At 60.7% G+C, this 24,643-nt stretch carries 28 protein-coding genes; 15 read left to right on the top strand and 13 right to left on the bottom strand.

The genetic code is table 11. The features are described 5' to 3' along the window. Nucleotides 1-87: 87 nt before the first annotated feature. Both B0D71_RS15380 and B0D71_RS15375 read right to left on the bottom strand, forming a co-directional pair. Nucleotides 88-930, bottom strand: coding sequence for a nitrilase family protein (locus B0D71_RS15380; RefSeq protein WP_103395515.1), 843 nt, complete (start codon nucleotides 928-930; stop codon nucleotides 88-90). Next, nucleotides 927-2,426: a purine-cytosine permease family protein gene (locus B0D71_RS15375; protein ID WP_103395514.1), complete on the bottom strand. Its 1,500-nt coding sequence runs from the start codon at nucleotides 2,424-2,426 to the stop codon at nucleotides 927-929. Before B0D71_RS15375 ends, B0D71_RS15380 begins: the two co-directional genes overlap by 4 nt. A gap of 199 nt (nucleotides 2,427-2,625) precedes the next feature. Between B0D71_RS15375 and B0D71_RS15370 the strand changes: the two genes are divergently transcribed. Beyond that, a complete protein-coding gene (locus B0D71_RS15370) occupies nucleotides 2,626-3,531 on the top strand; it encodes a LysR family transcriptional regulator (RefSeq protein WP_103395513.1) in 906 nt (301 codons plus the stop codon). Nucleotides 3,532-3,645: 114 nt separating this feature from the next. On the opposite strand, the gene B0D71_RS15360 is transcribed toward B0D71_RS15370, so the two are convergent. Further along, nucleotides 3,646-4,179, bottom strand: coding sequence for a cysteine hydrolase family protein (locus tag B0D71_RS15360; RefSeq protein ID WP_103395511.1), 534 nt, complete (start codon nucleotides 4,177-4,179; stop codon nucleotides 3,646-3,648). Between the two features lie 69 nt (nucleotides 4,180-4,248). After that, complete coding sequence (ggt, locus tag B0D71_RS15355) at nucleotides 4,249-5,976, bottom strand: gamma-glutamyltransferase (RefSeq protein WP_103395510.1); 1,728 nt, start codon at nucleotides 5,974-5,976, stop codon at nucleotides 4,249-4,251. 136 nt (nucleotides 5,977-6,112) lie between these two features. Here ggt and B0D71_RS15350 point away from each other — a divergent pair, with 136 nt between their 5' ends. After that, entirely contained in the window at nucleotides 6,113-6,625 is a 513-nt protein-coding gene (locus B0D71_RS15350) for a methylated-DNA--[protein]-cysteine S-methyltransferase (protein ID WP_103395509.1), read from the top strand. Nucleotides 6,626-6,724: 99 nt separating this feature from the next. Here the strand turns inward: B0D71_RS15350 and B0D71_RS15340 are convergent, their stop codons facing one another. Together B0D71_RS15340 and B0D71_RS15335 are read right to left on the bottom strand one after the other, a co-directional pair. Further along, nucleotides 6,725-7,318 carry an NUDIX domain-containing protein gene (locus B0D71_RS15340; RefSeq protein ID WP_103395508.1) on the bottom strand — a complete coding sequence of 198 codons (594 nt, stop codon included), beginning with the start codon at nucleotides 7,316-7,318 and terminating at the stop codon, nucleotides 6,725-6,727. A gap of 57 nt (nucleotides 7,319-7,375) precedes the next feature. Continuing rightward, on the bottom strand, nucleotides 7,376-7,813 hold the full coding sequence (locus tag B0D71_RS15335) for a hemerythrin domain-containing protein (RefSeq protein ID WP_103395507.1): 438 nt from the start codon (nucleotides 7,811-7,813) through the stop codon (nucleotides 7,376-7,378). Nucleotides 7,814-7,959: 146 nt separating this feature from the next. On the opposite strand from B0D71_RS15335, the gene B0D71_RS15330 reads away from it, so the two are divergent. Then, nucleotides 7,960-8,391 (top strand): GNAT family N-acetyltransferase, encoded by a 432-nt coding sequence (locus B0D71_RS15330; RefSeq protein WP_103395506.1) that lies wholly within the window; start codon nucleotides 7,960-7,962, stop codon nucleotides 8,389-8,391. Nucleotides 8,392-8,486: 95 nt separating this feature from the next. Here B0D71_RS15330 and B0D71_RS15325 read toward each other — a convergent pair whose 3' ends face one another. Next, nucleotides 8,487-8,837 (bottom strand): hypothetical protein, encoded by a 351-nt coding sequence (locus B0D71_RS15325; RefSeq protein ID WP_103395505.1) that lies wholly within the window; start codon nucleotides 8,835-8,837, stop codon nucleotides 8,487-8,489. Nucleotides 8,838-8,985: 148 nt separating this feature from the next. Here B0D71_RS15325 and B0D71_RS15320 point away from each other — a divergent pair, with 148 nt between their 5' ends. The 9 genes from B0D71_RS15320 to B0D71_RS15280 all read left to right on the top strand — a co-directional run bounded on the left by B0D71_RS15320 (nucleotide 8,986) and on the right by B0D71_RS15280 (nucleotide 13,966). Continuing rightward, nucleotides 8,986-9,234, top strand: coding sequence for a hypothetical protein (locus B0D71_RS15320; protein WP_103395504.1), 249 nt, complete (start codon nucleotides 8,986-8,988; stop codon nucleotides 9,232-9,234). Between the two features lie 20 nt (nucleotides 9,235-9,254). Continuing rightward, complete coding sequence (locus B0D71_RS15315; RefSeq protein ID WP_103395503.1) at nucleotides 9,255-9,584, top strand: DUF6388 family protein; 330 nt, start codon at nucleotides 9,255-9,257, stop codon at nucleotides 9,582-9,584. 25 nt (nucleotides 9,585-9,609) lie between these two features. After that, nucleotides 9,610-10,314 carry a YoaK family protein gene (locus B0D71_RS15310; protein ID WP_103395502.1) on the top strand — a complete coding sequence of 235 codons (705 nt, stop codon included), beginning with the start codon at nucleotides 9,610-9,612 and terminating at the stop codon, nucleotides 10,312-10,314. A 178-nt stretch (nucleotides 10,315-10,492) separates the two neighbouring features. Next, a complete protein-coding gene (gene tusD, locus B0D71_RS15305) occupies nucleotides 10,493-10,885 on the top strand; it encodes a sulfurtransferase complex subunit TusD (RefSeq protein ID WP_103395751.1) in 393 nt (130 codons plus the stop codon). 1 nt (nucleotide 10,886) lies between these two features. Beyond that, on the top strand, nucleotides 10,887-11,249 hold the full coding sequence (tusC, locus tag B0D71_RS15300) for a sulfurtransferase complex subunit TusC (protein WP_103395501.1): 363 nt from the start codon (nucleotides 10,887-10,889) through the stop codon (nucleotides 11,247-11,249). After that, a complete protein-coding gene (gene tusB / locus B0D71_RS15295) occupies nucleotides 11,249-11,542 on the top strand; it encodes a sulfurtransferase complex subunit TusB (RefSeq protein ID WP_103395500.1) in 294 nt (97 codons plus the stop codon). The genes tusC and tusB overlap by 1 nt, the downstream gene beginning before the upstream one ends. Continuing rightward, a complete protein-coding gene (locus B0D71_RS15290; protein ID WP_103395499.1) occupies nucleotides 11,539-11,874 on the top strand; it encodes a TusE/DsrC/DsvC family sulfur relay protein in 336 nt (111 codons plus the stop codon). Before tusB ends, B0D71_RS15290 begins: the two co-directional genes overlap by 4 nt. Further along, nucleotides 11,871-12,872: a glycosyl transferase family protein gene (locus B0D71_RS15285; RefSeq protein WP_103395498.1), complete on the top strand. Its 1,002-nt coding sequence runs from the start codon at nucleotides 11,871-11,873 to the stop codon at nucleotides 12,870-12,872. Before B0D71_RS15290 ends, B0D71_RS15285 begins: the two co-directional genes overlap by 4 nt. A gap of 92 nt (nucleotides 12,873-12,964) precedes the next feature. Further along, a complete protein-coding gene (locus tag B0D71_RS15280; RefSeq protein WP_103395497.1) occupies nucleotides 12,965-13,966 on the top strand; it encodes a glutathione S-transferase family protein in 1,002 nt (333 codons plus the stop codon). A 171-nt stretch (nucleotides 13,967-14,137) separates the two neighbouring features. Here the strand turns inward: B0D71_RS15280 and cysG are convergent, their stop codons facing one another. The 6 genes from cysG to B0D71_RS15245 all read right to left on the bottom strand — a co-directional run bounded on the left by cysG (nucleotide 14,138) and on the right by B0D71_RS15245 (nucleotide 21,844). After that, nucleotides 14,138-15,532, bottom strand: a complete 1,395-nt coding sequence (gene cysG, locus B0D71_RS15275) for a siroheme synthase CysG (protein ID WP_103395496.1) — start codon at nucleotides 15,530-15,532, stop codon at nucleotides 14,138-14,140. After that, nucleotides 15,533-16,813, bottom strand: coding sequence for a serine--tRNA ligase (serS, locus tag B0D71_RS15270; protein ID WP_103395495.1), 1,281 nt, complete (start codon nucleotides 16,811-16,813; stop codon nucleotides 15,533-15,535). A 16-nt stretch (nucleotides 16,814-16,829) separates the two neighbouring features. Then, the gene (gene crcB / locus B0D71_RS15265; protein WP_103395494.1) at nucleotides 16,830-17,204 is read right to left on the bottom strand and encodes a fluoride efflux transporter CrcB; all 375 of its coding nucleotides are present in this window, start codon (nucleotides 17,202-17,204) and stop codon (nucleotides 16,830-16,832) included. Further along, the gene (locus B0D71_RS15260; protein WP_103395493.1) at nucleotides 17,204-18,526 is read right to left on the bottom strand and encodes a replication-associated recombination protein A; all 1,323 of its coding nucleotides are present in this window, start codon (nucleotides 18,524-18,526) and stop codon (nucleotides 17,204-17,206) included. Before B0D71_RS15260 ends, crcB begins: the two co-directional genes overlap by 1 nt. A gap of 215 nt (nucleotides 18,527-18,741) precedes the next feature. Continuing rightward, complete coding sequence (gene lolA / locus B0D71_RS15250; RefSeq protein ID WP_095966491.1) at nucleotides 18,742-19,365, bottom strand: outer membrane lipoprotein periplasmic chaperone LolA; 624 nt, start codon at nucleotides 19,363-19,365, stop codon at nucleotides 18,742-18,744. Between the two features lie 67 nt (nucleotides 19,366-19,432). Then, a complete protein-coding gene (locus tag B0D71_RS15245) occupies nucleotides 19,433-21,844 on the bottom strand; it encodes a DNA translocase FtsK (protein WP_103395492.1) in 2,412 nt (803 codons plus the stop codon). A 305-nt stretch (nucleotides 21,845-22,149) separates the two neighbouring features. Between B0D71_RS15245 and trxB the strand changes: the two genes are divergently transcribed. From trxB to B0D71_RS15230, 3 genes are all read left to right on the top strand, one after another. Then, nucleotides 22,150-23,109 carry a thioredoxin-disulfide reductase gene (gene trxB / locus B0D71_RS15240; protein ID WP_103395491.1) on the top strand — a complete coding sequence of 320 codons (960 nt, stop codon included), beginning with the start codon at nucleotides 22,150-22,152 and terminating at the stop codon, nucleotides 23,107-23,109. A gap of 62 nt (nucleotides 23,110-23,171) precedes the next feature. Further along, a complete protein-coding gene (gene aat, locus B0D71_RS15235) occupies nucleotides 23,172-23,852 on the top strand; it encodes a leucyl/phenylalanyl-tRNA--protein transferase (protein ID WP_103395490.1) in 681 nt (226 codons plus the stop codon). A 57-nt stretch (nucleotides 23,853-23,909) separates the two neighbouring features. Then, complete coding sequence (locus tag B0D71_RS15230) at nucleotides 23,910-24,617, top strand: arginyltransferase (protein ID WP_103395489.1); 708 nt, start codon at nucleotides 23,910-23,912, stop codon at nucleotides 24,615-24,617. Nucleotides 24,618-24,643: the final 26 nt, after the last annotated feature.

Genomic DNA, 24,643 nt, shown 5'->3' with positions numbered 1-24,643 from the left:
CATGGCGATCCCGTTCACTGCATGGCCTTTCGTTTCGACGATGCCATAGGCCCGTGATGGGCGTCCAGCACGCAATGACATCATCGGTTACAAAGTGCTGTGCAGCCCGTACAACTGCGGCCTGCGGTCCTGATGCAGGTCATTGCGGGCACTGATGCGCTTGTTGCGCGCCTCGGCAAGGTTCAGCGTGGCCAGCAACATCTGCTCGCCACCCTGCTCCGCCGGCCCGGCCAACGGGTAGCCGTCGGCATCGACGATGATCGAGCCCTGGACCCAGCCGACTCCGCGTTCATGGCCATAGCGATCACAGGCGGCGATAAACATGCGGTTTACCGAAGCGTTGGCCTGCACCCGCAGCACTTCGGCCGGGCGCTCGGTTTGCGGCCGCGGGCCGTCGGGCCAATTGACCGGCGCACACAGCAGATCGGCCCCGGCCAGCGCTGGAAGACGCACCCACTCGGGAAACTCCAGGTCGTAGCAAATCAGCATGCCAAGCCGTCCGTGCACCGTCTCGACCACGGGCGGTGGAGCATCGCCGGCGGTGAAAATGTCCTTCTCGGCATCCCACAGATGTGCCTTGCGGTACACCGCGCGCAGGCCATTGGCGTCGATCATCGCCGCGCTGTTGGCCAGCTCATCACCGGGCAGGTGCTCGCAGAAGCCGCCGACGATCACCAGGTTCAGCTCACGGGCCAGGGCCTGCCACAGTTGCAAGGTCGGCCCGTCAACGGTTTCCGCCAGGCTCAGCGCCTCAAAGCGGTCGGCAAACAGATAGCCGCTCTGCACCAGCTCGGGCAACACGATGACTTGCGCGCCCTGAAAGGCTGCCTGGCGAATCGCGCGCTCGGTGAGCGTGCGATTGTGGGCCAGGTCACCGATTTTCGGCGCCAGTTGGCAACAGGCGACCACGGTATTTTTAACGCTGCTCAACGCCCTGCCTCCGCAGATGAATGGGTCATGGCGACGATGTCGCTTTCGCTCAGCGCGTCGATCACCCGGCGTTCGGCAGCCAGATCGATCGAGCGGCTCAGCAGGTAGTAGGTCAGCCCCGAAACCACCAGGCCCACCAGCCAGGCGATGTCCACGCCTTCCAGCACCCGCGCCAGCGGGCCGACGAACACCTCTTTGCCGGCAGCGGCATCGAAGATGTAGAAGAACGGCACCATCGAAGCGAAGCCGATCAGGTACGAAACGATGCCGCGAAATTGCCAGGCGCCGTAGATGCCCTTCGGCGTGAAGAAATGCGGGATCGCGTAACGGCCCTTGCGCACGAAGAAGTAGTCCACCAGGTTGACGGCGGTCCAGGGCACGAGGAAGTACAGCAACAACACCAGGAAAGTGTTCAACAGCGCGATGCCGTCACCTTTGATCGACAGCACGCAGGTCAACAGAATGACGCTGATCACACTGATAGACAGCACACGGGCACGGGGTGTCGGAGTGATTTTCTTGATCGAGTCGACACCGGTCAGCAGCGTCAACATGGCGCTGTAGGTGTTGAGCGCGATGATCGGCAGGAAACCCGCCACCGAGACAATCACCAGCAGATTGCCCAGCCCCGGCACCATCGAGGAGCCGACCTGGTTCAATGCCACCAGCGCATCCGCCGCTTTCAACTCCTGCGCCAGCCAGGCGCCAAGGCCGATCATCCAGCTGCCGGACAACGAGGCGCCGATGAACACCGCCGCAATCAGTTTCGCCCGGCTGGTGTTTTTCGGCAGGTAACGGGAATAGTCAGACACATAGGGCGCATAGGAAATGTTGTAGCTGGCACCGATGGCGAACAACGTGGCGAAGGCCACCCAGTTGAAGCCCAGGTCGGTCGCCGGGGTGACGCCTTCGGAACCCGCGCCGAACATCAGGGCGATGGTCACCAGTGCATACAGCGGCAAGGTCGCCAGCAAGGCCCACTTGAAGGCCTTGTGCATCAGGTCGTGGCCGTAGATCGACAACAGCGCGCCGATCAGCACCACGGCCACGGCGACGATGGTCGGGTCGATGCCGAACACATGCTCAAGGCCGTTCATGATCAACGAGATGTTGACCACGTTGAAGCCGACGAACACAAACATCGTCGCCATCAACGCCAGGATCACCCCGCGATAGCCGAACTGGGCGCGGGACTGGATCATCTGCGGCAGGCCCATTTCCGGACCCTGGGAGCCGTGAAACGCCATGAAGAGGGTGCCGAACATGATGCCCAGGGCCCCGGCGAGCAGGGTCCACAGCGCGGACAAGCCGAGGCTGGGGCCGACAAAGCCGATGGAGATGGTGAAGAAGTGGAAATTGCCGAGGAACCAGAATGGCCCCTGGCTGCTGAGTTTGGCGTGGCGTTCGTTTTCCGGGATGTAGTCGATGGAATGGCCTTCGATGGCCAACCCGCCGCTCGCCTCGGCGGCGTGCGCAGACACTGGGGAACCTGACATACGATTGTTCCTATGCTGTTGTTTGTTGTTTTTGTAGGTGCAGCGCTCGCTACGATGTCCAGATCAGGTGAAACTCCATAAAAAGCTGACGATGACGCTGGTTTCACGGCAATGTAGGGCGTGAGTCCGGGCAGTAAAATATCGCAGGCACACTGTTCACATAGACCGGTATCTATGTAAGCGAGAATCGGGAGCCCCCATGCTGGGAACTGTAACGGAGCTGGATCTGCGTCTGATCCGGGTATTTCTGACCGTCGTCGAAGCGGGCGGTATCTCGGCGGCACAAACCGCCCTCAACACCACGCAACCCACGATCAGCGCGCAACTGGCGACGCTGGAAGCCCGGGTCGGTTTCCGCTTGTGCGAGCGCGGGCGCGGCGGATTTTCGGTGACGCCCAAAGGCACTCAGTTCATCGAGGCAGCCCGGCGCTTGCTGGCGGCGGCCGAGGGTTTCCGGGTCGAAGTGCAGCACATCAACCGCAAGGTCTCGGGCAGTATCAACATCGGATTGCTGGGGCAAATCGATCCGGTGGCGAACAAGAAAATCGGCCAGGCCATTGCCCGCTTGCGGGCCCGGCACGAGGGGCTGTACTTCCATTTCACCGAGCTGTCGTCGTCGCTGCTGGAAGAAAAAATCATCAACGGCCATATCGACCTGGCCATCGGTTACTTCTGGCACCGCTTGCCCAACATCGATTACTTCCCGCTGTTCCCGGAAACCCAGATTGCCTATTGCGCGCCTTCCCATCCGCTGTTCGACCAGGTCGGCGCGCTGACCCGTGAAGATGTCAGCGGGTTTGACTGGGTCTGGCCGAGCCATCCGCTGCCGGAAATGCCGGCCCCCACGTCCATCGAACGCCTGACCGTACTCACCGACAGCATGGACGGCGCAGCCCTGCTGATCCTGTCCGGCCAGCACCTGGGGTTTCTGCCACAGCACTACGCAACCCGGCATGAACAGCTGGGGCAGTTGCACCCGCTGAACCCGGACCTGCTGCGTTATGAGGTCAGCTTTCATGCCGCCGTGCGGCATTCCTCACGCCAGCGGGACCTGGTGAGTGCGTTTCTGAACGAACTGATCGAGATTTTCGGTTCACCCTTGTAGGAGCGAGCCTGCTCGCGATGGACTTCCGGGCACCGCTGGGTATCTGGCCCCCCGCGTTATCGTCAACGTCCATCGCGAGCAGGCTCGCTCCTACAAGGGGGCGCAATGGTGTTATCAGAAGCAGATTTCAGCAGCCGGGACCACATCGATCCGCGCCACGGAACCTGTCAGGTGCGCCAGGTCCTTGTTGTGCTCGGCAATGATGTCTTCGGCGCTGAGGTTGCCGTTGTCGACGGTGGAATGTGCGTCGCCTGCCAGCACCACGTCGTAGCCCAGTTTCAGCGCCTGGCGCACGGTGGCATTGACGCAATAGTCGGTCTGCAGGCCGCAGATGACCAGGCGTTCGAAGTCCTCTTTCGGCAATAGCTTCTGCAGGTTGGTCTGGTAGAACGAATCCGGCGTGGTCTTGCGCACGCGCAGGTCCTTGGGCGAGGTTTCCAGCCCTTCGGCCAGTTGCCAGCCGGCAGCGTCGTGGGCCAGCGGACTGCCCGCTTCTTCATGCTGGATCAGCACCACGGGAATGCCGGCCCGGCGCGCCCGGGCAGAAAGGTCATTGATGGTGTTGATGACCCGTACGATATCGAAGCACTCGTACTCACCAGAACACAAGGCCTGTTGGACGTCGATGATTAACAACGCAGTGGTCATGATTTCCTTCCTTGAAATGTCGAGGGATCAGGGGACGAACATAAGCCCGTCCCCCTTCGGACACAACCTTCAATAACCCAGCGACAACCCGGTATTGCGCCGTGGGTCGTTCGCCCCGTAGAAACGGTTGTTGCCCACCGGTTTGCCACCCAGGGACGGCGCGCCGACCAGGATCGCCGCCAGGTGGTTGGCGTCCTGGGGACCGGCGAACTTGTGGCCCCAACTTTCGAGGATTTTCACCGTGTCCGGGCTGGTGGTGAAGGCTTCCAGGTTGGTTTCCTCCGGCAGCCACTGCTGGTGGAAACGCGGCGCATCGACCGCTTCCTGGATGTTCATGCCGTAGTCGATCACGTTGAGCATGGTCAGCAAGGTCGCGGTGATGATGCGGCTGCCACCCGGCGTACCGACCACCATCACCACTTTGCCGTCCTTGGTGACGATGGTCGGGCTCATGGACGACAGCGGTGCCTTGCCGGGTGCGATGGCGTTGGCCTCGCCCTGTACCAGGCCGTACATGTTCGGCACGCCGATTTTCGAGGTGAAGTCGTCCATTTCATCGTTGAGGATGACCCCGGTCTTGCTCGCCATCACGCCGGCACCGAACCAGTCGTTGAGGGTGTAGGTCACCGACACCGCGTTGCCCCACTTGTCGACGATGGAGTAATGGGTGGTGTTGTTGCCTTCATGGGGCGCTACACCGGGCTTGAGTTCGCTGGATACCGCGGCCTTCTGTGGATTGATGGCTGCGCGCAGCTTGGTCGCGTAGTTTTTATCCAGCAGGTGGGCGATCGGGTTCTTCACGAAATCCGGGTCGCCCAGGTAGCTGTTGCGGTCCACATAGGCGTGGCGCATCGCCTCGATCTGATAGTGCATGCCCTGGGCCGAGTGGTAGCCCAGGTCCTTCATCGGATAGCCTTCGAGGATGTTCATGATCTCGCAGATCACCACACCGCCGGAGCTCGGTGGCGGCGCCGAGACCACGTGGTAGCCACGGTAGTCGCACTCGATGGGCGCCAGTTCGCGGGTCTTGTATTTGTCGAGGTCGGCCTGGGTGATGATGCCCTTGTTGGCCTGGCTGGAGGTGACGATGGCATCGGCCACCCAACCTTTATAGAAACCGTCGGTGCCCTTCTCGGAGATTTCCCGCAAGGTCTTGCTCAGGTCTTTTTGCACCAGTTTCTGGCCGACCTGCATCGGCTCGCCGTTACTCAAAAAAATCGAACCGGAATCCTTCATGTCCTTCTTGAACATGTCGGTGGCGTAGTCCAGCAGATCGACGTCGCCCTGCTCCAGCACAAAACCGTCTTCAGCCAGCTTGATGGCCGGGGCGATGATTTCCTTGCGCGGCTTGGTGCCGTATTTGGACAACGCCAGTTCCATGCCCGAAACGGTGCCCGGCACGCCCACGGCCAGGTGGCCACGGGTACTCAAGTCAGGAACGACGTTACCTTCCTTGTCCAGATACATGTTGGCGGTGGCGGCCAGCGGTGCTTTTTCGCGGAAGTCGAGGAAGGTCTTGCGCCCGTCCGCCAGCTGAATGGTCATGAAACCGCCGCCGCCGAGGTTGCCTGCCGCGGGGTATACAACCGCCAGCGCATAGCCGACCGCGACCGCCGCATCCACGGCGTTGCCGCCATTTTTGAGCACATCCACGCCCACATGACTGGCCAGGTGCTGGGCCGTGACCACCATGCCGTTTTCCCCCGTCGCCGGGGCCACAGAGGCGGCGTGAGCAGTCAGGCAGCTGAGTGCCAATGCGGTCGCAATCAGCGATTTGGCAAAAGGTTCGTACTTCATGAGTCGGTCTCTTCTTGTTATTACGTAGGAAAACGCTTCAAAAGCCGTAGCCAAGTATGGTCGGGATTACGTATTGCGCCTCCCTGTCGAGACAGTATCCTTAACACCTGTTCAGCAATTTCACGCGTGCCCTGACATGACCTATACCTGCACCACCGTGGCTTCACCCGTGGGCCAGCTGAAGCTGGTGGCGAACGGTTCACGACTGGCAGCCATCCTCTGGGAAAACGACAAACTCGGGCGAGTGCGCCTCGGCCCGATGAGCGAGGCGCCGGATAACCCGATCCTGGTGCGTACCGCCGCGCAGTTGCGCGAATATTTTTCCGGTACCCGCGATCGCTTCGAACTGGAACTGGATTTTGCCGGCACGGAATTTCAGAAGAAGGTCTGGGCGGCGCTGCTGACCATCCCGTTCGGCGAGACCCGCAGCTATAGCCAGATCGCCGAGCAGATCGGCAACCCGGCAGCGGTCAGGGCGGTGGGTGCGGCGAATGGCAAGAATCCGATTTCGATCGTGGCGCCGTGTCACCGGGTGATTGGTGCTTCGGGCAAGCTCACCGGGTTTGCCGGGGGGCTTGAGGCGAAGGAGTTGTTGCTGACACTGGAGGGCGGGCACTGGCCTGGCACCGCACGACTGCCAGGCTTGTGATCCTGTAGGAGCTGGCTTGCCAGCGATGGCGGTCTTGAGTGCAGCATCGCAATTGAGGACGCCATCGCCGGCAAGCCGGCTCCTACAGGTTCGTGTTTGTCAGGATTGGGCGAAGAGGTTTTTCATCGCCGCATACTGCAACAGCATGATGGTCTTGGCGTCGCAGATTTCGCCACGGTCGAACGCTTGGAGCGCGTCCTCGAACGCCCACTCCAGCACTTCCAGTTCCTCGGTTTCCGCCTCCAGCCCACCACCGGCGCTGACTTTCGACCTGGCGTCGTATTCGGCAATGAAGAAATGCAGTTTTTCCGTCACTGAACCGGGGCTCATGTACGCCTCGAATACCTTTTGCGCATGGTGCACGCGATAACCGGTCTCCTCCTCCGCTTCATCGCGGATGCGGTCTTCAGGTGCCGCGCCTTCCAGCAGCCCCGCCGCCACTTCGATCAACAGACCATCGTGTCCGTTGACGAACACCGGCAGGCGAAATTGCCGGGTCAGTACCACGGTTCTCTTTTCGCGGTTGTACAAGAGAATCGCCGCGCCATTGCCCCGGTCGTAGACTTCGCGGGTCTGGCGTTGCCACTCGCCGTTGTTGCGTTGGTAATCGAAGGTGATTTTCTTGAGCAGGTACCAGTCGTGGGACAACACCTGAGACTCGACGATGTTGACCCGCTCGGCCGTGTTCGACATGACAACGCATCCTGTTTTTTGTCAGAGGGTGCACATGTTAGGTGAATAAAGGCCCCCTCAAGCAAGCTGCGCCTTGAACTCCTTCTCATACTGCCCGGCCAGCGTCTCTTTCTGTTCGTCGTCGAGCAGTTTGCCGGCCATCTGGAAGAACTTCTGCTCCTCTTCCTTGAGATGGTGATGCACCTTCTCCGAGAGTTTCTTCGCGGTCGCCAGCCAAGCCGGGCTGGACATCTCGGTGCTGTCCAGCTCCTCCATCATTTCGTCCATTTCGTGATGTTCGGAGATGGCATGGCGACTGAGGTCGACCCCGTTGTCGAACTCCATCAGCGGGATGTAGAAATGCCGCTCTTCGGCCGTGGCGTGAGCCTGCAATTCAGATTTGAGTTGTTTGTAGGCCTCGACGCGTTCAGGGCTGTCCCCGCTGGTGTGGATCAGGGCTTTGGCATAGGTCCGTTGGCGTTCGTGGCTTTCACGCAAGGCTTCAAAAATGTTCACCGGGCGTTCTCCTCATCAGCTGCGTCCTGGAGTGACGCGTCTTAAGGAATGACAGCTGCGTATTGGCGACGGTTCAACTTTTCCGGGGATGGAACAATCGCTGCAACCGGGATAGGCTGCGGCTTCAATGCCATATGGATATAGCCATGAACCTGCGTATCGAACTGTCGCAAAACCCCACGGATGAACAACGCCAGGCCATCCTCAAACCCTTGCGCGCCTATAACGGCTCGAAGGCCGAAGGTAACGTGCCTGAGCACATCGCCTTGCTGGTGCGCGATGACAACGACGAGATCCTCGGCGGCCTGCATGGCCGATTGTTTTACCAGTGGCTGTACATCGACTTGCTGGTGGTGCCGGAACAGGCGCGGGGACAGGGTCTGGGTTCGAAATTGATGCAGATGGCCGAGGACCTGGCGCGGGAACGACGCTGCGTCGGGCTGTGGCTCGACACCTTTGAATTCCAGGCGCCGGAGTTCTACAAGAAATGCGGCTACAGCGAGATCGGGCACATTGCCGATTACCCGCCGGGGCACAAGCACTTCTTTTTCCAGAAGCGCCTGAGCTACATCGCATGACATTGTAGGAGCCCGGCTTGCCGGCGATGGCGAATTCGTAAACGCCATCGCCGGCAAGCCGGGCTCCTACAGGGGTTATGCGCCAGTCAACAAGGTCACAGGCAAGTCGCCAACGCCGCCAACCGGCGCTTGGCCACGAAATCATCCGTTTGTGCGTAGTAGCTCAACACTGTGCCCGAGGCATCGGTGGTCACGTCCACAAACGACTCTGCCGAACGGGTATAAACGGTCGTGCCGCCCTTCGAGCCAGGCTCCAGATAGGCCGCGGCATCGACGCCGAACACAGCCTCGTCCTGCCAGGAAAATTGCACGCACTGGGCAACGTCTTTTGCCGGTTTTTCCGAGTTCAGGGTCTTGTACGGGGCCTTGGTGCGGGCATCGTTCATCGCCGAGCCCGCGCATCCCGCCAGCAAAGTCACGGCCAGCGCCACCATCAGAATTCGCATTGCATACACTCATCAGGAAAAAGCGGACTTTATCACCCCGGCAGCCCGTATCGTTCTGCTTTACTTCATTTATACCGCGACATGACGCGACGATTCGCGCACCCTGTCGCGCCAATAGCAGCGCATCGCACACATGACTGGAAACCTGATGACACCCAACGCCGAGTTCTACAAACCGACCACCGAATATGCCGACAAGCTGATCAGCCAGATCGGTCAGACGCCGTCCTGGATCGCCAAGCGAATCGGCGTCACCGACAAGCGGATCAAGTACATCCTCGACGGCGAAAGAACCGTCAAAGGTGAAACCACGCCGATCCAGATGACCTACACCGAGCAGTTTGCTCTCGAATGCCTGGCAGCAGCGGCCAAGGCCAGCAAGAAGCAGTCTTCGTAATCCCCACTCAAGGAGTGACCATGGCGGCAAGCGAACAGCAGCATGAGCAGGCACTGAAGCGTTTTCTCGACGAACGCCCCCAGTTGCGCCACGACCTCGACAATCTCAACCCGTTGCTGGCCCAGGCCAAGGGTGAAACCCAGGCGCAGTACCGCGACGAACGCTTGCATGAGGCTTTCGAAGCCGAAGCCGAGCGCCTCGGACTGTTCGCCTGGGAGCTGACGCTGCAACTGACGGCTGCTACAGCCGAAGACTACGAAGCGCAGCGCCTTGAAGTGCACCGGGAAGTGGCAGAAATGGCCGGTATGGACTGGCTGGAATATTGCGAGTTGTATGGGATAAAACCGTAAGCACTGTTCAAGGACCCCGTCACCGATGCTGCCCAACACCACCAGGACCCACGCCAGCCCCGGTCATTTGCACACGCAGAAATGGCGCGGGCGCATTGGCCTGAGCCTGGTGGCCATGCTCTCGGTTCTCGCTGGCATGACCGACGCCATCGGCTTCATGGCCAGCGGCGACTTCGTCTCGTTCATGAGCGGCAATACCACCCGGATGGCTGTCGCCATCAGCGCTGGCGACCTTGGCTTGACCCTGCGCCTGGTGATCCTTGTCGCTACCTTCATCGTCGGCAACGCGCTGGGCATTATCGTCAGCCGCCTGGGTGGCCGTCGGGCCCTGCCCTTGTTGCTGTGCATCGCCACCCTGCTGTGCGCCGCCGCAGCCTGGCCTTTCGACGCGCAGCTGCCCGCCCTGCTGGCGGCGATCATTGCAATGGGCATGCTCAACGCCGCGGTGGAAGAAGTGAACGGCCTGCCAGTAGGCCTGACCTACGTCACCGGTGCCTTGTCGCGTTTCGGCCGCGGACTGGGACGCTGGATGCTCGGCGAGCGCCGTAACGGCTGGCGCGTGCAATTGATCCCCTGGACCGGCATGTTCGCCGGCGCGGTGCTCGGTGCCGTGCTGGAACATCACCTGGGGCTAAAGGCGTTGTTTGCCAGCGGCCTGCTGGCTGCCGCGCTCGGAGTGTTGTCGTTGAAGATCCCGCGGCGCTGGCAGTTGGGATATATGCCGCGCTGAGACTTACATCGCCTGTTCGGCCGCTATCGCTGGCAAGCCAGCGCCTACAGGTTCTGTGACCGACGTATACCCTGTAGGAGCTGGCTTGCCAGCGATGAGGCCCGCCCAGACAACATCACTTTAGCCGCACCGCCGATAAAGCATTATCATGGCCGCAGTTTTGCTGATCGAGTGCTCCATGAAATTCGCCATCGCCGTGTTTTCCGCCGCCCACGCGCCCTCCTCGCGCCGCGCCCTGCTGTTCGCCCAAGCGGCGCTGGCCGGCGGGCACGAGATTGTCCGGCTGTTTTTCTATCAGGACGGTGTCTACAACGCATCCGCCAGCGTGGTCACGCCCCAGGATGAACTGGACCTGCCCAAACAATGGCGTACATTCGTCAGCGACCATCAACTCGATGGCGTGGTGTGCATCGCCGCTGCCCTGCGTCGTGGCGTATTGAACGAGGAAGAAGCCAAGCGCTATCAACGCGAGGCGGTAGCCGTCGGTGCGCCGTGGGAACTGTCCGGCCTCGGCCAATTGCATGACGCGGCGCAGGATGCCGACCGCCTGATCTGTTTCGGAGGCGCATGACATGGCCAAATCCTTGTTGATCATCAGCCGCCAGTCGCCATGGTCCGGCCCGAGCGCGCGGGAAGCGCTGGATATCGTGCTGGCCGGCGGCGCCTTCGACTTGCCGATTGGTCTGTTGTTTCTCGACGACGGCGTGTTCCAGCTGGCCGCCGGTCAGAACGCCAAGGCCCTGCAACAGAAAGACCTGAGCGCCAACCTGCAAGCCCTGCCGATGTTCGGTGTCGAGGAGCTGTTCGCCTGTGGCGACAGCCTCACCCAACGCGGCCTCGACCCGAGCGGCCTGTCGCTGGAAGAGGCCCGGGTGTTGGCCGCCCACGAAATCACCGCCCTCATTGACCGTTACGACCAAGTGATCACCCTCTGATGTCGACTTTGCATGTGTTGTCTCATTCCCCGTTCGGCGACGAACGCCTGACCAGTTGCCTGCGCGTGATCGGCGCCAACGATGGCTTGCTGCTGTCCGGTGATGCGGCCTATGCGTTGCAGCCAGGCACCGCGCCGTTCACGGCGCTCAGCACCCGCGGCCTGAACCTGTTCGTCCTGGCCGAAGATGCCCAGGCCCGAGCGCTTGCGGTTCCAGATTGGGCCAAGGCCATCGATTACCCGGCCTTCGTCGAACTGTCGATTCACTACGACAAGGTCAACAGTTGGCTATGAATGCATTGACGGTCGGCGCCCGCGCCATCGAGCTGGACAAGGATGGTTTCCTGGTCGAGCTGAGTGACTGGTCTGCCGATGTGGCCAGTGCCCTGGCGGCTGCCGAAGAGATCGAGTTGACGCCCGAACATTGGGAAGTGCTCGAACTGCTGCGCAGCTTCTACGCCGAGTTCCAGCTGTCGCCGGCCACCCGCCCATTGATCAAGTACACCGCCCTGAAACTCGGCCCGGAAAAAGGCAACAGCCTGCACCTGAACCGACTGTTCAAAGGCACTCCCGCCAAACTCGCCGCGAAACTGGCGGGCCTGCCCAAACCGACGAATTGCTTATGACCGATTACCCAGCACTGACACTCGAAACGCCCGCCGAGCATCCGTTCGCCCAGTTCGTGCGGATCCTTGGCAAAGGCAAACGCGGCGCCCGCGACCTGACCCGCGATGAGGCCCGCGAAGCCATGGGCATGGTGCTCGATGAAAAGGTCGAGCAGACCCAGCTCGGCGCGTTCCTGATGTTGTTGCGGCACAAGGAAGAAAGCTTCGAGGAGATGGCGGGCTTCACCGAGGCCTTGCGCGAACGCCTGAACCCTCCGGCACTGGCGGTGGATCTGGATTGGCCGACCTATGCCGGCAAGAAACGCCATCTGCCGTGGTATCTGTTGGCGGCCAAGTGCCTGGCACAAAACGGCGTGCGGATTTTCATGCACGGCGGCGGCGCCCACACGGCCGGTCGCTTGTACAGCGAGCAACTGCTGGGCGAATTGAACATTCCGCTGTGCCGCAACTGGCAACAAGTGGGTTCGGCACTGGATAACGGCGGGCTGGCCTTCATGCCATTGATGGACTGGGCGCCGCAGCTGCAACGGATGATCGACCTGCGCAACACCCTCGGCCTGCGCTCGCCAATCCACTCGCTGGCGCGGATTCTCAATCCACTGGGCGCGCGCTGCGGCCTGCAGAGTATTTTCCACCCTGGCTATCAAGCCGTGCACCGTGACGCCAGCGGACTGCTCGGTGATACGGCCATCGTGATCAAGGGCGATGGCGGTGAAATCGAGATCAATCCGGATGCCGACAGCCACCTGTACGGCACCACCGGCGGCGAGAGCTGGGACGAAGAATGGCCGCAATTGTCCGCGCAACGTCATGTCAAACCTGCCGCGCTCGATCCCGAGCACTTGAAAGCGGTATGGCGTGGCGACGTGGTCGACAGCTACCCGCAAATGGCCTTGATTTCGACCATGGCCCTGGCCCTGCGCGGTCTCGGACAGAGCCGCGAACAGGCATTCGAAACCGCCGAGCAATACTGGGCCGCACGGAATAAATCGATTTAACCGATCATTCACGCCCGATCTTTGCGCTTTTTGTTCGAACTCATCGGAATAGACTCGACTCCAACGATTATTGGTTTTCGGGAGTCTTGAACATGGGTTTGTTAGTCGATGGCCGCTGGCAGGACAAGTGGTACGAAAGCAGCAAGGACGGCGCGTTCCAGCGTGAACAGGCGCAACGCCGCAACTGGTTGACCGCTGACGGCAAGCCCGGACCAACCGGCGTCGGTGGTTTCGCCGCCGAACCCGGGCGCTATCACCTGTACGTGTCCCTAGCCTGTCCATGGGCCCATCGCACGCTGATCCTGCGCAAACTCAAAGGCCTCGAGAGCCTGATCGACGTCTCGGTGGTCAGTTGGTTGATGCTGGAAAACGGCTGGACCTTCGACCAGAACCTCGGTTCGACCGGCGACAAACTCGACCATTTTGACTTCATGCACCAGCGCTACACCGCCGACACTGCCGACTACACCGGCCGCGTCACCGTACCGGTGCTGTGGGACAAACAGCAAAAGCGCATCGTCAACAATGAATCAGCGGAAATCATCCGCATGTTCAACGGTGCCTTCGATGATTTGACCGGCAATGACCTGGACTTCTACCCGGCGCCACTGCGCGGCGAGATTGATGCGCTGAACGAGCGGATCTACCCGGCGGTGAACAACGGCGTGTACCGCGCCGGGTTTGCCACGTCGCAACAGGCTTATGAAGAAGCCTTCGATGAGGTGTTTGCCGAACTGGACCGCCTGGAGCTGCTGCTAAGCGCCAATCGCTATCTGGCAGGCGAGTACCTGACCGAAGCGGACATCCGCCTGTTCACCACGCTGATTCGTTTTGACGCGGTGTACTACGGGCACTTCAAGTGCAATCTGCGGCGGATTGCGGATTATCCGAACCTGTCGAACTGGCTACGCGAGATCTATCAGTGGCCGGGCATTGCCGAGACGGTGGACTTTACCCACATCAAGTACCACTACTACGCCAGCCACCGCACCATCAACCCGACGGGTGTGGTGCCCAAAGGCCCGGCACAGGACTTCACCGCGCCCCATGATCGGGAGCGGTTGAGCGGGAAAGGGGTTTGGCGCAAGGCCTGAATATGATCTGAATTTTGAAAGTGGCCAAGATCAATGGTGGCGAGGGGGGCTTGCCCCCGTTCGGCTGCGAAGCAGACGTAAAATCAGCGAACGCGATCTTTCAACAAGATCTAATTCTCTGGTTTCAGGGCCGCTTCGCGCCCCAACGGGGGCAAGCCCCCTCGCCACAAATCAGACCTGCCCCTGAGCCCCTTCGAACCACGCCAGTTTCTCGCGCAGCTGCACCACTTCACCGACGATCACCAATGTCGGCGCATGCACTTCATGCTCCGCCACCAGCCGTGGCAGGTCCGCCAGGGTGCCGGTAAACACCCGCTGATTGACCGTGGTGCCCTGCTGGATCAGTGCCGCCGGGGTATCGGCGGCGCGACCATGCTTGATCAACTGTTCGCAGATGATCGGCAAGCCCACCAGCCCCATGTAGAACACCAGGGTTTGCGCTGGCGCGACCAGGTCGGCCCATGGCAAATCGCTGGAGCCGTCCTTGAGGTGGCCGGTGATGAAACGAACCGATTGCGCATAATCGCGGTGGGTCAGCGGAATCCCGGCATAGGCCGCGCAACCACTGGCCGCCGTGATCCCCGGCACGACCTGGAACGGGATGCCATGGGCCGCCAGTTCCTCGATCTCTTCACCACCACGACCGAAGATGAACGGATCGCCGCCCTTCAACCGCACCACACGCTTGCCCTGTTTGGCCAGGTCCACCAATTGCTGGTTGATCTGGTCCTGCGGCACAGCGTGATCGGCACGGCGCTTACCGACGTAAACCCGTTCGGCGTCGCGACGGCACAGTTCGAGAATCGTCGGCGCCACCAAACGGTCGTACAGCACTACATCGGCTTGCTGCATCAGTCGCAATGCCTTGAACGTCAGCAGATCGGGGTCACCTGGTCCTGCACCCACCAGATAGACTTCACCGGTCGCCACTGGCGCTTCGCCATCGATCTTCGCTTGCAACAAGCGCTCGGCTTCAGCGCCCTGCCCGGCCAATTGTCGGTCGGCAATCGGCCCCTGGAAAACGTCTTCCCAGAAAGCCCGACGCTGCTGCACATCCGGAAACAGGCCTTTGACCTGATGACGAAAACGCGCCGCCAAACCAGCCAGGTGACCGTAGGTGGAAGGAATCCAGGTTTCGATCTTGGCGCGGATCAAACGCGCCAGCACCGGCGCATCGCCGCCGCTGGACACTGCAATGATCAGCGGGGAGCGGTCAACGATGGCCGGGAATATCACGCTGCACAGGGCTGGCGCGTCCACCACGTTGACCGGCACGCAACGCCGATGGGCATCGGCGGAGACTTGTGCGTTCAGCGCCTCGTCGTCGGTGGCGGCAATGATCAGCCCGCAACCGTCCAGATCCGCTTCGGCGTAGCCACGCACCAGGCACTCGCCACCGCTGCCGGTAACCAGCTCGCGCAGTTGCGCTTCGATTTCAGGTGCAACCACCCGCAGCAGCGCACCGGCATCGGCCAGCAGGCGGGATTTGCGCAAGGCAATTTCCCCCCCGCCGACGACCAACACACGACTGCCGCGAAGGTTGTGAAACAGCGGCAGATATTTCATTTAGCCGATGACCTCAAGGCCACCCATGTACGGCTTGAGCACTTGCGGCACGCGGATCGAACCGTCGGCCTGCTGATAGTTCTCCAGCACCGCCACCAGGGTACGGCCCACTGCCAGGCCGGAGCCGTTCAGGGTGTGCACCAGTTCCGGCTTGCCGGTTTCCGGGTTGCGGAAGCGCGCTTGCATGCGACGGGCCTGGAAATCGCCGCAGTTGGAGCACGACGAAATTTCGCGATACTTGTCCTGGCTCGGGATCCACACTTCCAGGTCGTAGGTCTTGACCGCGCTGAAGCCCATGTCGCCGGTGCACAGCGCCAGGGTACGGTAAGGCAGTTCCAGCAGTTGCAGGACTTTCTCGGCGTTGGCGGTCAGGCCTTCCAGCGCTTCCATCGATTTCGACGGTTCGACGATCTGTACCATTTCAACTTTGTCGAATTGGTGCTGGCGGATCATGCCGCGGGTGTCACGACCCGACGCACCGGCTTCGCTGCGGAAGCACGGAGTGTGGGCAACAAACTTGATCGGCAGCAGTTTCGAATCGACGATTTCGCCCGCCACGATGTTGGTCAGCGACACTTCGGCGGTCGGGATCAGGTACAGGTCGGCTTCGCCTTCGCGCGCGATCTTGAACAGGTCTTCTTCGAACTTCGGCAGTTGACCGGTGCCTTGCAGCGCCGGGGCCTGGACCAGATAAGGCGTGTAGGCCTCTTCATAGCCGTGCTCGGTGACGTGCAGGTTGATCATGAACTGCGCCAGGGCGCGGTGCAGACGGGCGATCGGGCCGCGCAGCAGGGCGAAACGGGCGCCAGACAGCTTGGCGGCGGTTTCGAAGTCCAGCCAGCCGAACTTCTCGCCCAGGGCCACGTGGTCCTGAACCGGGAAGTCGAAGGCCGTCGGAGTGCCCCAGCGACGCACTTCGACGTTGCCGTCTTCGTTTTCGCCAACCGGCACGGATTCATGCGGCAGGTTGGGGATACCCAGCACGATCGAGTCCAGTTCGGTTTGGATCGCGTCAAGTTCGACTTTGCCGGCGCTCAATTCACTCGCCATGCGCTCGACGTCCGCCATCAACGGCGCGATGTCTTCGCCGCGCTGCTTGGCCTGGCCGATGGATTTGGAGCGCGCGTTACGTTCAGCCTGCAGTGCTTCGGTGCGGGTCTGGACGGTCTTGCGCTGTTCTTCCAGCGCTTCGATGCGCTCAACATCCAGCACAAAGCCACGGGATGCCAGGCGGTCCGCTACGTCCTGAAGGTTGCTACGTAACAGTTTGGAATCGAGCATGTCGGTTTCTCGTTTATCAAAGTTTGGTCAAGGACAGGCCGGCCCAGGTGGCAAGCAGCCCGCCGAATACGCTGAGCGCCGCATAGCCCAGGGCCAGCGGCACTTGCCCACTTTCCAGCAGGCGCACCGTATCCAGTGAAAAGGATGAAAAAGTCGTCAGCCCCCCGAGGAAGCCAACGATCAACCCGGCGCGAATCTCAATAGGCACCTCCGGGCGTATCAAAAACAGACCGTATAGAACACCGATCAGCAAACAGCCCACGATATTAACGGCCAGCGTCGCGGTATAGAAGTGCCGAGGCCAATTCGCGTTGATCCAGTTGCCCGTGGCAAAGCGCAATAACGTACCGGCCATCCCGCCGACGGAAACCGCAACGATCAAAGGAAGCACTATTTTCTCCGCTGCCGAGGGCTTGAACGGTCGAGTTTTGCCAGGTGATTGAGTTTTTCACCGATCTTCAATTCCAGCCCACGGGGCACAGGCTGATAGAACGGAATCGGGTCCAGCTCCTCCGGGAAATAGTCTTCCCCCGCAGCGTAGGCGTCTGGCTCATCGTGGGCATAGCGGTATTCGTCGCCGTAGCCCAACTGCTTCATCAACTTGGTCGGCGCGTTGCGCAGGTGCAGCGGCACTTCCAGCGAACCGTGCTCGGCGGCGGCGCGCAATGCCGTCTTGAAGCCCATGTACACCGCGTTGCTCTTTGGCGCACAAGCCAGATAGGTGATGGCCTGGGCCACCGCCAGTTCACCCTCGGGGCTGCCGAGGCGCTCCTGCACTTCCCACGCCGCCAGGCACAGACTCAGGGCGCGCGGGTCGGCATTGCCGATGTCTTCGCTGGCCATGCGCACCACGCGGCGGGCCAGGTACAGCGGATCGCAGCCGCCATCGATCATGCGCGCGAACCAGTACAGCGCGCCGTCGGGGTTGGAGCCGCGAACCGATTTGTGCAGCGCCGATATCTGATCGTAAAAGGCTTCGCCGCCCTTGTCGAAACGCCGCCGGGTATCACCGAGCAGGCTTTGCAGGAGCTCGGTGCCGATTTCGCTGTTGTCCTCGGCAAGGTCCGAGGCGTTTTCCAGCAGGTTGAGCAAGCGCCGGCCGTCTCCATCGGCGGCCGACAGCAGCATCTGGAAACCTTCGTCGCTGAGGGTCAGGTTGCGTTTGCCCAGGCCCCGTTCTTCGGTCAGCGCGCGCTGTACCAGTTTGCGCAGGGCCGCTTCGTCGAGGCTTTTGAGCACATAGACCCGCGCCCGCGACAGCAAGGCGTTGTTGAGTTCGAACGAGGGGTTTTCCGTGGTCGCGCCGATGAAAATCAACGTGCCGTCTTCGACATAGGGCAGGAACGCATCCTGCTGCGACTTGTTGAAGCGATGCACTTCATCGACAAACAGGATGGTGCGACGACCATACTGCGCAGCTTGCTGCTTGGCGATTTCCACCGCCTGACGGATCTCCTTGACCCCGGCCAGCACCGCCGAGACCGTTTCGAAGTGCGCATCAGAGACTTCCGCGAGCAATCGCGCCAGAGTGGTTTTGCCCACACCCGGCGGCCCCCAGAAAATCATCGAATGCAGGGCACCCTGCTCCAGCGCTTCGCGCAAGGGCTTGCCGCGAGCGAGCACGTGTTCCTGACCGACGTACTCGTCCAGGTTGGCCGCGCGCAGGCGGGCGGCCAAGGGCTGGGCGATCGGGGTGCTGCGAAACAGATCCATGGCGTACGTTTAAAACCTCGGGTGACTAACTAAATCTCAAAGCCTGGCAAAGACCCTGTGGCGAGGGGGCTTGCCCCCGTTCGGCTGCGAAGCAGTCGTAAAATTCTGCATTCGGTATGCCTGATACAACGCAATAGCAGGTTTTGGGGTCGCTTCGCGACCCAACGGGGGCAAGCCCCCTCGCCACAAAAGCCCGCCCCCACAGGTTCTGCGTGTTACTCCTGGATCACGTCCGCACCCTTGGGGATGTCGAACTTGAACTTGGACGCCGGGATCGGCTCGTTGGCCTTCACCCCGGTGAACAGGATATTGGTGCGCTGGCCGACGCTGTCGATCAGTTGCATGTCATTGACCAGACCGTTGCGGAACGACAGGCGCAGGCTGTCGAACAAGGTGTCCTTGGTTTTCGGCTTGAGGGTGAAGTCGATCACGCCGCCGGCTTCCTTGGCGCTGATGTCGAAGCTCTGACTGATTTTGGACACGTCACCGGACAGCAGCAAGGCCGGCGTCTGGGTCAGGCGCTGGTCGAGGTTCTTGATGGTGGCCTGTTCCAGGTCCGGGTCCCACAGGGTGACTTTCTTGCCATCGGAAACCATGGTCTGTTCGGCCGGCGCATCGGTGTGCCAGTAGAACAAGCCCGGACGCTGCAGGGACATGTCGCCGGCGGTTTCCTGCAACTGGGTGCCGGTGCCATCAAGGGTCAGTTGCGAGAAACGTGCGGTCAGGGTCTGGGATTTTTCCAGCAATTGGGTCAAGCGCGCCACGTCCTTGTCATCGGCGTTAGCCTGGAGCGTGGTCAGAGCCAGTACCGGCAGCAACAGCATGCGGATCAGACGCATGGGAGTCCTCATAACATTCGTGGGAGTGCGGGTGGCGCCAATGGACGCCACCCCTTTCAAACTCGGGTCAGTCGCGCACCGGGCCCGGGGCCAGGACTTCTCGCGAACCGTTGGTGTTCATGGACGTCACGACCCCGGCCATTTCCATGGCTTCGATCATGCGCGCGGCGCGGTTATAGCCGATCTTCAGCTTGCGCTGAACCGCGGAAATGGAGGCGCGACGGCTTTCCAGGACGAACTGGACCGCTTCGTCGTACAGCGCGTCGGCCTCAGGATCATCACCGTCGCCACCACCGCTGCTGCCTTCGAAGCCGCTGCCGGCCTCTTCGACGCCATTGAGGATGTCGTCGTTGTATTCCGGTGCGCCACGCAGCTTCCAGGCTTCCACTACCCGGTGAACCTCATCGTCGGACACGAAAGCACCGTGAACACGAATCGGCAGACTGGTACCCGGCGGCATGTAGAGCATGTCACCGTGGCCCAGCAGTTGTTCGGCACCGCCCTGGTCGATGATGGTCCGCGAGTCGATCTTGCTCGATACCTGGAATGCCATACGGGTCGGAATGTTGGCCTTGATCAGACCGGTGATCACATCCACCGACGGACGTTGGGTTGCAAGGATCAAGTGGATACCGGCGGCACGAGCCTTTTGCGCGATACGGGCGATCAGTTCTTCAACCTTCTTGCCGACGATCATCATCATGTCGGCGAATTCGTCGACCACCACCACGATGGTTGGCAGTTTTTGCAACAGTGGTGCTTCGTCGTGGATGCTCTCGCGCTTGTACAGCGGATCGCTCAACGGCGTGCCGGCGTCCTGGGCTTCCTTGACCTTGGCGTTGAAGCCCGAGAGGTTTCGCACACCCATCTTGGCCATCAGCTTGTAGCGTCGCTCCATCTCGGCAACGCTCCAACGCAGGGCGTTGGCGGCGTCCTTCATGTCGGTGACCACCGGGCACAGCAGGTGCGGAATGCCTTCGTAGATCGACAGTTCCAGCATTTTCGGATCGATCATGATCAGCTTGGCGTCTTCCGGGCCGGACTTGAACAGGATCGACAGGATCATCGCGTTCACACCCACCGACTTACCGGAGCCGGTAGTACCGGCCACCAGCAGGTGGGGCATCTTCGCCAGGTCGGTGATAACCGGCTTGCCGCCGATGTCGTGGCCCAGGGCCAGGGTAACCGGGGATTTGAAGTTGTCGTACTCGGGGGTCGACAACACCTCGGAGAAACGCACGATCTGCCGGTCTTCGTTGGGGATCTCGATACCGACCGTGGTCTTGCCCGGAATCACTTCCACCACGCGCACGCTGGTCACGGCCAGGGAGCGGGCCAGGTCCTTGGCCAGGTTGGAAATACGGCTGACCTTGACGCCGGCCGCCGGCTGGATCTCGTAACGGGTAATCACCGGACCTGGGTGAATCGAATCGACCGCGACTTCAACGCCGAATTCCTTGAGCTTGATTTCCAGCAAGTGGCCAACCGCAGCCAGGGATTCAGGCGAGTAATTGAGCTGTTTCTTTTCCGCCGGATCGAGAATCGAGATCGGCGGCAAGGTGCCTTCCACGGCGCTGTCGACGAACAGCGGCGCCTGCTTCTCTTTTTCGACGCGCTTGCTCGGTGCGGCAGGCTTGGGCGGCGCGGGAGCAATCACCGGCGGCACCTGCTTCTCGCGCTCGGACATGTGTTTGCTCAGGGCTTGCTCACGCTCGATCAACCGCTCCTTGACCTTGGCCTGCTCGCGCTTGTCGGTGACAGTCGGCGCGACCACTTCATCCATACGGTTGTCGACTTCACGCAACTGGGCAACCAGTTGTTTACGCTCGGTACGGGCCGCCCACCAGCGATTGGCCGCGCCCTGGAACAGTTCGAACAGGTCGAGGGTGATCTTGCCGGTGATGTCCATCACCTTGAACCAAGACAGGTCGGTAAACACAGTCAGGCCGAACAGGAACAACGCAATGAACAACAGCGTGCTGCCCTGGATATTCAGGGCGTTCCTGGCCAGTTCGCCGAGGCTTTCGCCCAGCGCACCACCCGCCCCGGCCGGCAGACCTGTCGCGGCATGGAAATGGATATGGGCCAGGGCCGCACCCGACAACACCAGGAACACCAGGCCGATCAGGCGCCAGGAGAACAGCCAGCCGCTCCACTGCCACGGTTCGTGACGCTGGCGGAAGATCTGGTACGCCTTGATCGCCAGCAGCAACGGGAAGATGTAGGCGAAATAACCCAGCACCATGAACAGGATATCGGCGCTGTAGGAGCCCGCTGGCCCACCGAAGTTCTGCACGTCGTCGATCTTGCTGTTATGACTCCAGCCCGGATCGTCCTTGCCATAGGTCAACAAGGCCATCATCAGGAACAGGCACAAGGCACCGATGGCGATCAGCGCACCTTCCTTGAGTCGGTAGTGCAAGTGCTGGCGCCAGAGCGGAACGACGGCTGGTTTAGGTGCTGCGGTGGATTTCTTCAAAACGCTTCTTTTCCTGCGCCATAGGCGCGTCCATCTGGTGAATGTCTATAAAAACTGCCAAAAACCGCCCAATCCAGGCAGGTAAAAAAGTTAACACGTGTAACCGGGACTACTTTTAACACTGCGCTTCGGTTTTTATAAACACGGCGCGCACTGAATATATGTAACACGCAGGGCATTGTACGGGTTTGTGCGCACGACGCCATGCTTGAGACCCTTGGGTGTAGCATAGTCAACAGCACATGACATGCTGTTCAATTTGAGCATGCATTCTCTTTTGTGACAAAGGCTTATGAGGTGTTTTTATGAGCGAAGCGAAGCATTCCCGCCTGATTATCCTGGGCTCCGGCCCTGCCGGTTACAGCGCAGCCGTTTATGCCGCCCGCGCCAACCTCAAGCCCGTTGTCATTACCGGCATACAGGCAGGTGGCCAGCTCACCACCACCGTCGAAGTCGATAACTGGCCAGGTGACGTCGAAGGCCTGACCGGACCGGTGCTGATGGAGCGCATGCAAAAACACGCCGAACGCTTTGCCACCGAGATCGTTTACGACCACATCCATACGGCCAAGTTGCAACAACGGCCATTTGAACTGATTGGCGATGGCGCAACTTATACCTGTGACGCACTGATCATTGCCACCGGCGCTTCCGCGCAATACCTGGGCCTGCCATCGGAAGAAGCCTTCGCGGGCAAAGGGGTTTCGGCGTGCGCGACCTGTGACGGGTTCTTCTATCGAAATCAGGTGGTTGCGGTGGTCGGCGGCGGCAACACGGCGGTCGAGGAAGCCCTGTACCTGTCGAACATCGCCAAGGAGGTGCACCTGATTCATCGGCGCGACAAACTGCGCTCGGAGAAAATCCTCCAGGACAAGCTCTTCGAAAAAGCCGCCAGCGGCAATGTCCGTCTTCACTGGAACCAGAATCTGGACGAAGTGCTCGGCGATGCCAGCGGCGTGACCGGCGCCCGCCTGCGCGACAGCCACACCGGCGAAACCAGGGAGCTGCAGTTGGCCGGGGTGTTTATCGCCATCGGCCATAAACCCAACACCGACCTGTTCACCGGCCAACTGGAAATGCGCGACGGGTATCTGCTGGTCAAGGGTGGCAGCGAAGGCGATGCCACCGCTACGGAGATTGCAGGCGTGTTTGCCGCCGGAGACGTGGCCGACCACGTTTATCGCCAGGCCGTTACATCTGCCGGGGCCGGTTGCATGGCGGCACTGGACGCCGAAAAATACCTCGACGACATTCCTGCCGTTTGAAGGCAAACTTTACGGCGGGCCAACACCCGCCACCGCCCTCCCCTTCTGCAAGCCCGGATGCCATGCTGACTTGGTTACAACGCAGTACCTTGCATTTCCCACCGCTGGAAAAGGCCATGCGCGACCCCAACGGGCTTCTGGCTGCCGGTGGTGATCTGTCCGCCGATCGGCTGATCTCGGCTTATCGCCACGGCTGCTTCCCTTGGTTTTCCGAAGGCCAGCCAATTTTGTGGTGGTCTCCGGACCCGCGCACGGTCTTGTTTCCCGACGAATTGCACGTCTCGCGCAGCCTGAACAAACTGCTGCGCCAGCAACGCTATCAAGTGACCTTTGACGAGGACTTCGCCGCCGTCATCCGTGCCTGTGCCGCGCCCCGGGATTACGCCGACGGCACCTGGATCACCGAGGCGATGCAGGATGCCTACATCGAACTGCATAGGCGCGGACACGCGCACTCGGTGGAAGTGTGGGACGGGGACGAATTGGTTGGCGGGTTGTATGGCCTGGCGATGGGCCAGTTGTTTTTTGGCGAGTCCATGTTCAGCCGCGCTGACAACGCCTCGAAATTCGGCTTTGCCACATTGGTCCGGCATCTGAAAGACTCGGGTTTTGTGCTGATCGATTGCCAGATGCCTACCGACCACCTGCACAGCCTGGGTGCCCGGGCGATACCCCGCCGCGAGTTTGCCAACTATTTGGCCAGGCACCTGGACCAACCCAACACTGCCACCTGGGTTTGCTGAGCGACATTTGCGCGCGTGGCTTACACTTATTCAAAAGCATTATCCCGAGGGTTGATCATGACCGAGTTGGCGCGTTTGAAGTTCTATGCCACTCAGCCGCACTCTTGCAGTTATCTGCCCGAGGAGCAGGCCACAACCCTGTTCCTCGACCCTAGCCAGCCCATGGATGTGCATGTCTATGCAGACCTGTCGGAGATGGGTTTTCGTCGCAGTGGCGACCATCTCTACCGGCCGCATTGCCAGAACTGCAATGCGTGCGTTCCGGCGCGCATTCCCGTGGGGCAGTTCACGCCCAATCGCCAACAGAAACGCATCTTCAAGCGCAACGCGGATCTGCAGGTGCGTCCGGCCAAGCCCTGCTTCAGCGAAGAGTACTTCGACCTTTACCAGCGCTATATCGAGCAGCGTCACGCCGATGGCGATATGTACCCGCCAAGTCGCGACCAGTTTTCCACATTCCTGGTGCGGGACCTGCCGTTTTCACGCTTTTATGAGTTCCGCCTGAACGGCCAGTTGCTGGCCGTCGCTGTCACCGATTTACTGCCGAACGGTATTTCGGCGGTTTACACCTTTTACGAGCCTGCCGAAGAGCGTCGCAGCCTTGGGCGTTTCGCAATCCTCTGGCAAATCGCCGAGGCCAGACGGCTGGGACTGGAAGCGGTCTACCTCGGCTACTGGATCAAAAACTGCAAAAAAATGAACTACAAGACTCAATATCGCCCCATTGAGTTGCTGATTAATCAGCGCTGGGTGGTTCTAAACTAGAGCCGGCCCTAAACCCCTTGGCTTAA

The sequence above is a fragment of the Pseudomonas laurylsulfativorans genome (assembly GCF_002906155.1).
GTDB classification, from domain to species: domain Bacteria; phylum Pseudomonadota; class Gammaproteobacteria; order Pseudomonadales; family Pseudomonadaceae; genus Aquipseudomonas; species Aquipseudomonas laurylsulfativorans.
Note: the sequence above shows the minus strand (reverse complement) of the source record. Positions and strands in the feature narration are given on the sequence as shown.

What these genes read in the sequence shown, in the direction of transcription:
- trxB (WP_103395491.1), top strand. Translation starts at nt 22,150, where the DNA reads ATGAGCGAAGCGAAGCATTCCCGCCTGATTATCCTGGGCTCCGGCCCT.
- ggt (WP_103395510.1), bottom strand. Translation starts at nt 5,976, where the DNA reads ATGAAGTACGAACCTTTTGCCAAATCGCTGATTGCGACCGCATTGGCA.
- B0D71_RS15325 (WP_103395505.1), bottom strand. Translation starts at nt 8,837, where the DNA reads ATGCGAATTCTGATGGTGGCGCTGGCCGTGACTTTGCTGGCGGGATGC.
- serS (WP_103395495.1), bottom strand. Translation starts at nt 16,813, where the DNA reads ATGCTCGATTCCAAACTGTTACGTAGCAACCTTCAGGACGTAGCGGAC.
- tusB (WP_103395500.1), top strand. Translation starts at nt 11,249, where the DNA reads ATGTCGACTTTGCATGTGTTGTCTCATTCCCCGTTCGGCGACGAACGC.
- B0D71_RS15340 (WP_103395508.1), bottom strand. Translation starts at nt 7,318, where the DNA reads ATGTCGAACACGGCCGAGCGGGTCAACATCGTCGAGTCTCAGGTGTTG.
- B0D71_RS15290 (WP_103395499.1), top strand. Translation starts at nt 11,539, where the DNA reads ATGAATGCATTGACGGTCGGCGCCCGCGCCATCGAGCTGGACAAGGAT.
- B0D71_RS15330 (WP_103395506.1), top strand. Translation starts at nt 7,960, where the DNA reads ATGAACCTGCGTATCGAACTGTCGCAAAACCCCACGGATGAACAACGC.
- B0D71_RS15310 (WP_103395502.1), top strand. Translation starts at nt 9,610, where the DNA reads ATGCTGCCCAACACCACCAGGACCCACGCCAGCCCCGGTCATTTGCAC.
- aat (WP_103395490.1), top strand. Translation starts at nt 23,172, where the DNA reads ATGCTGACTTGGTTACAACGCAGTACCTTGCATTTCCCACCGCTGGAA.
- B0D71_RS15360 (WP_103395511.1), bottom strand. Translation starts at nt 4,179, where the DNA reads ATGACCACTGCGTTGTTAATCATCGACGTCCAACAGGCCTTGTGTTCT.
- B0D71_RS15230 (WP_103395489.1), top strand. Translation starts at nt 23,910, where the DNA reads ATGACCGAGTTGGCGCGTTTGAAGTTCTATGCCACTCAGCCGCACTCT.
- B0D71_RS15260 (WP_103395493.1), bottom strand. Translation starts at nt 18,526, where the DNA reads ATGGATCTGTTTCGCAGCACCCCGATCGCCCAGCCCTTGGCCGCCCGC.
- B0D71_RS15315 (WP_103395503.1), top strand. Translation starts at nt 9,255, where the DNA reads ATGGCGGCAAGCGAACAGCAGCATGAGCAGGCACTGAAGCGTTTTCTC.
- B0D71_RS15350 (WP_103395509.1), top strand. Translation starts at nt 6,113, where the DNA reads ATGACCTATACCTGCACCACCGTGGCTTCACCCGTGGGCCAGCTGAAG.
- B0D71_RS15280 (WP_103395497.1), top strand. Translation starts at nt 12,965, where the DNA reads ATGGGTTTGTTAGTCGATGGCCGCTGGCAGGACAAGTGGTACGAAAGC.
- tusD (WP_103395751.1), top strand. Translation starts at nt 10,493, where the DNA reads ATGAAATTCGCCATCGCCGTGTTTTCCGCCGCCCACGCGCCCTCCTCG.
- lolA (WP_095966491.1), bottom strand. Translation starts at nt 19,365, where the DNA reads ATGCGTCTGATCCGCATGCTGTTGCTGCCGGTACTGGCTCTGACCACG.
- cysG (WP_103395496.1), bottom strand. Translation starts at nt 15,532, where the DNA reads ATGAAATATCTGCCGCTGTTTCACAACCTTCGCGGCAGTCGTGTGTTG.
- B0D71_RS15320 (WP_103395504.1), top strand. Translation starts at nt 8,986, where the DNA reads ATGACACCCAACGCCGAGTTCTACAAACCGACCACCGAATATGCCGAC.
- tusC (WP_103395501.1), top strand. Translation starts at nt 10,887, where the DNA reads ATGGCCAAATCCTTGTTGATCATCAGCCGCCAGTCGCCATGGTCCGGC.
- B0D71_RS15375 (WP_103395514.1), bottom strand. Translation starts at nt 2,426, where the DNA reads ATGTCAGGTTCCCCAGTGTCTGCGCACGCCGCCGAGGCGAGCGGCGGG.
- B0D71_RS15285 (WP_103395498.1), top strand. Translation starts at nt 11,871, where the DNA reads ATGACCGATTACCCAGCACTGACACTCGAAACGCCCGCCGAGCATCCG.
- B0D71_RS15370 (WP_103395513.1), top strand. Translation starts at nt 2,626, where the DNA reads ATGCTGGGAACTGTAACGGAGCTGGATCTGCGTCTGATCCGGGTATTT.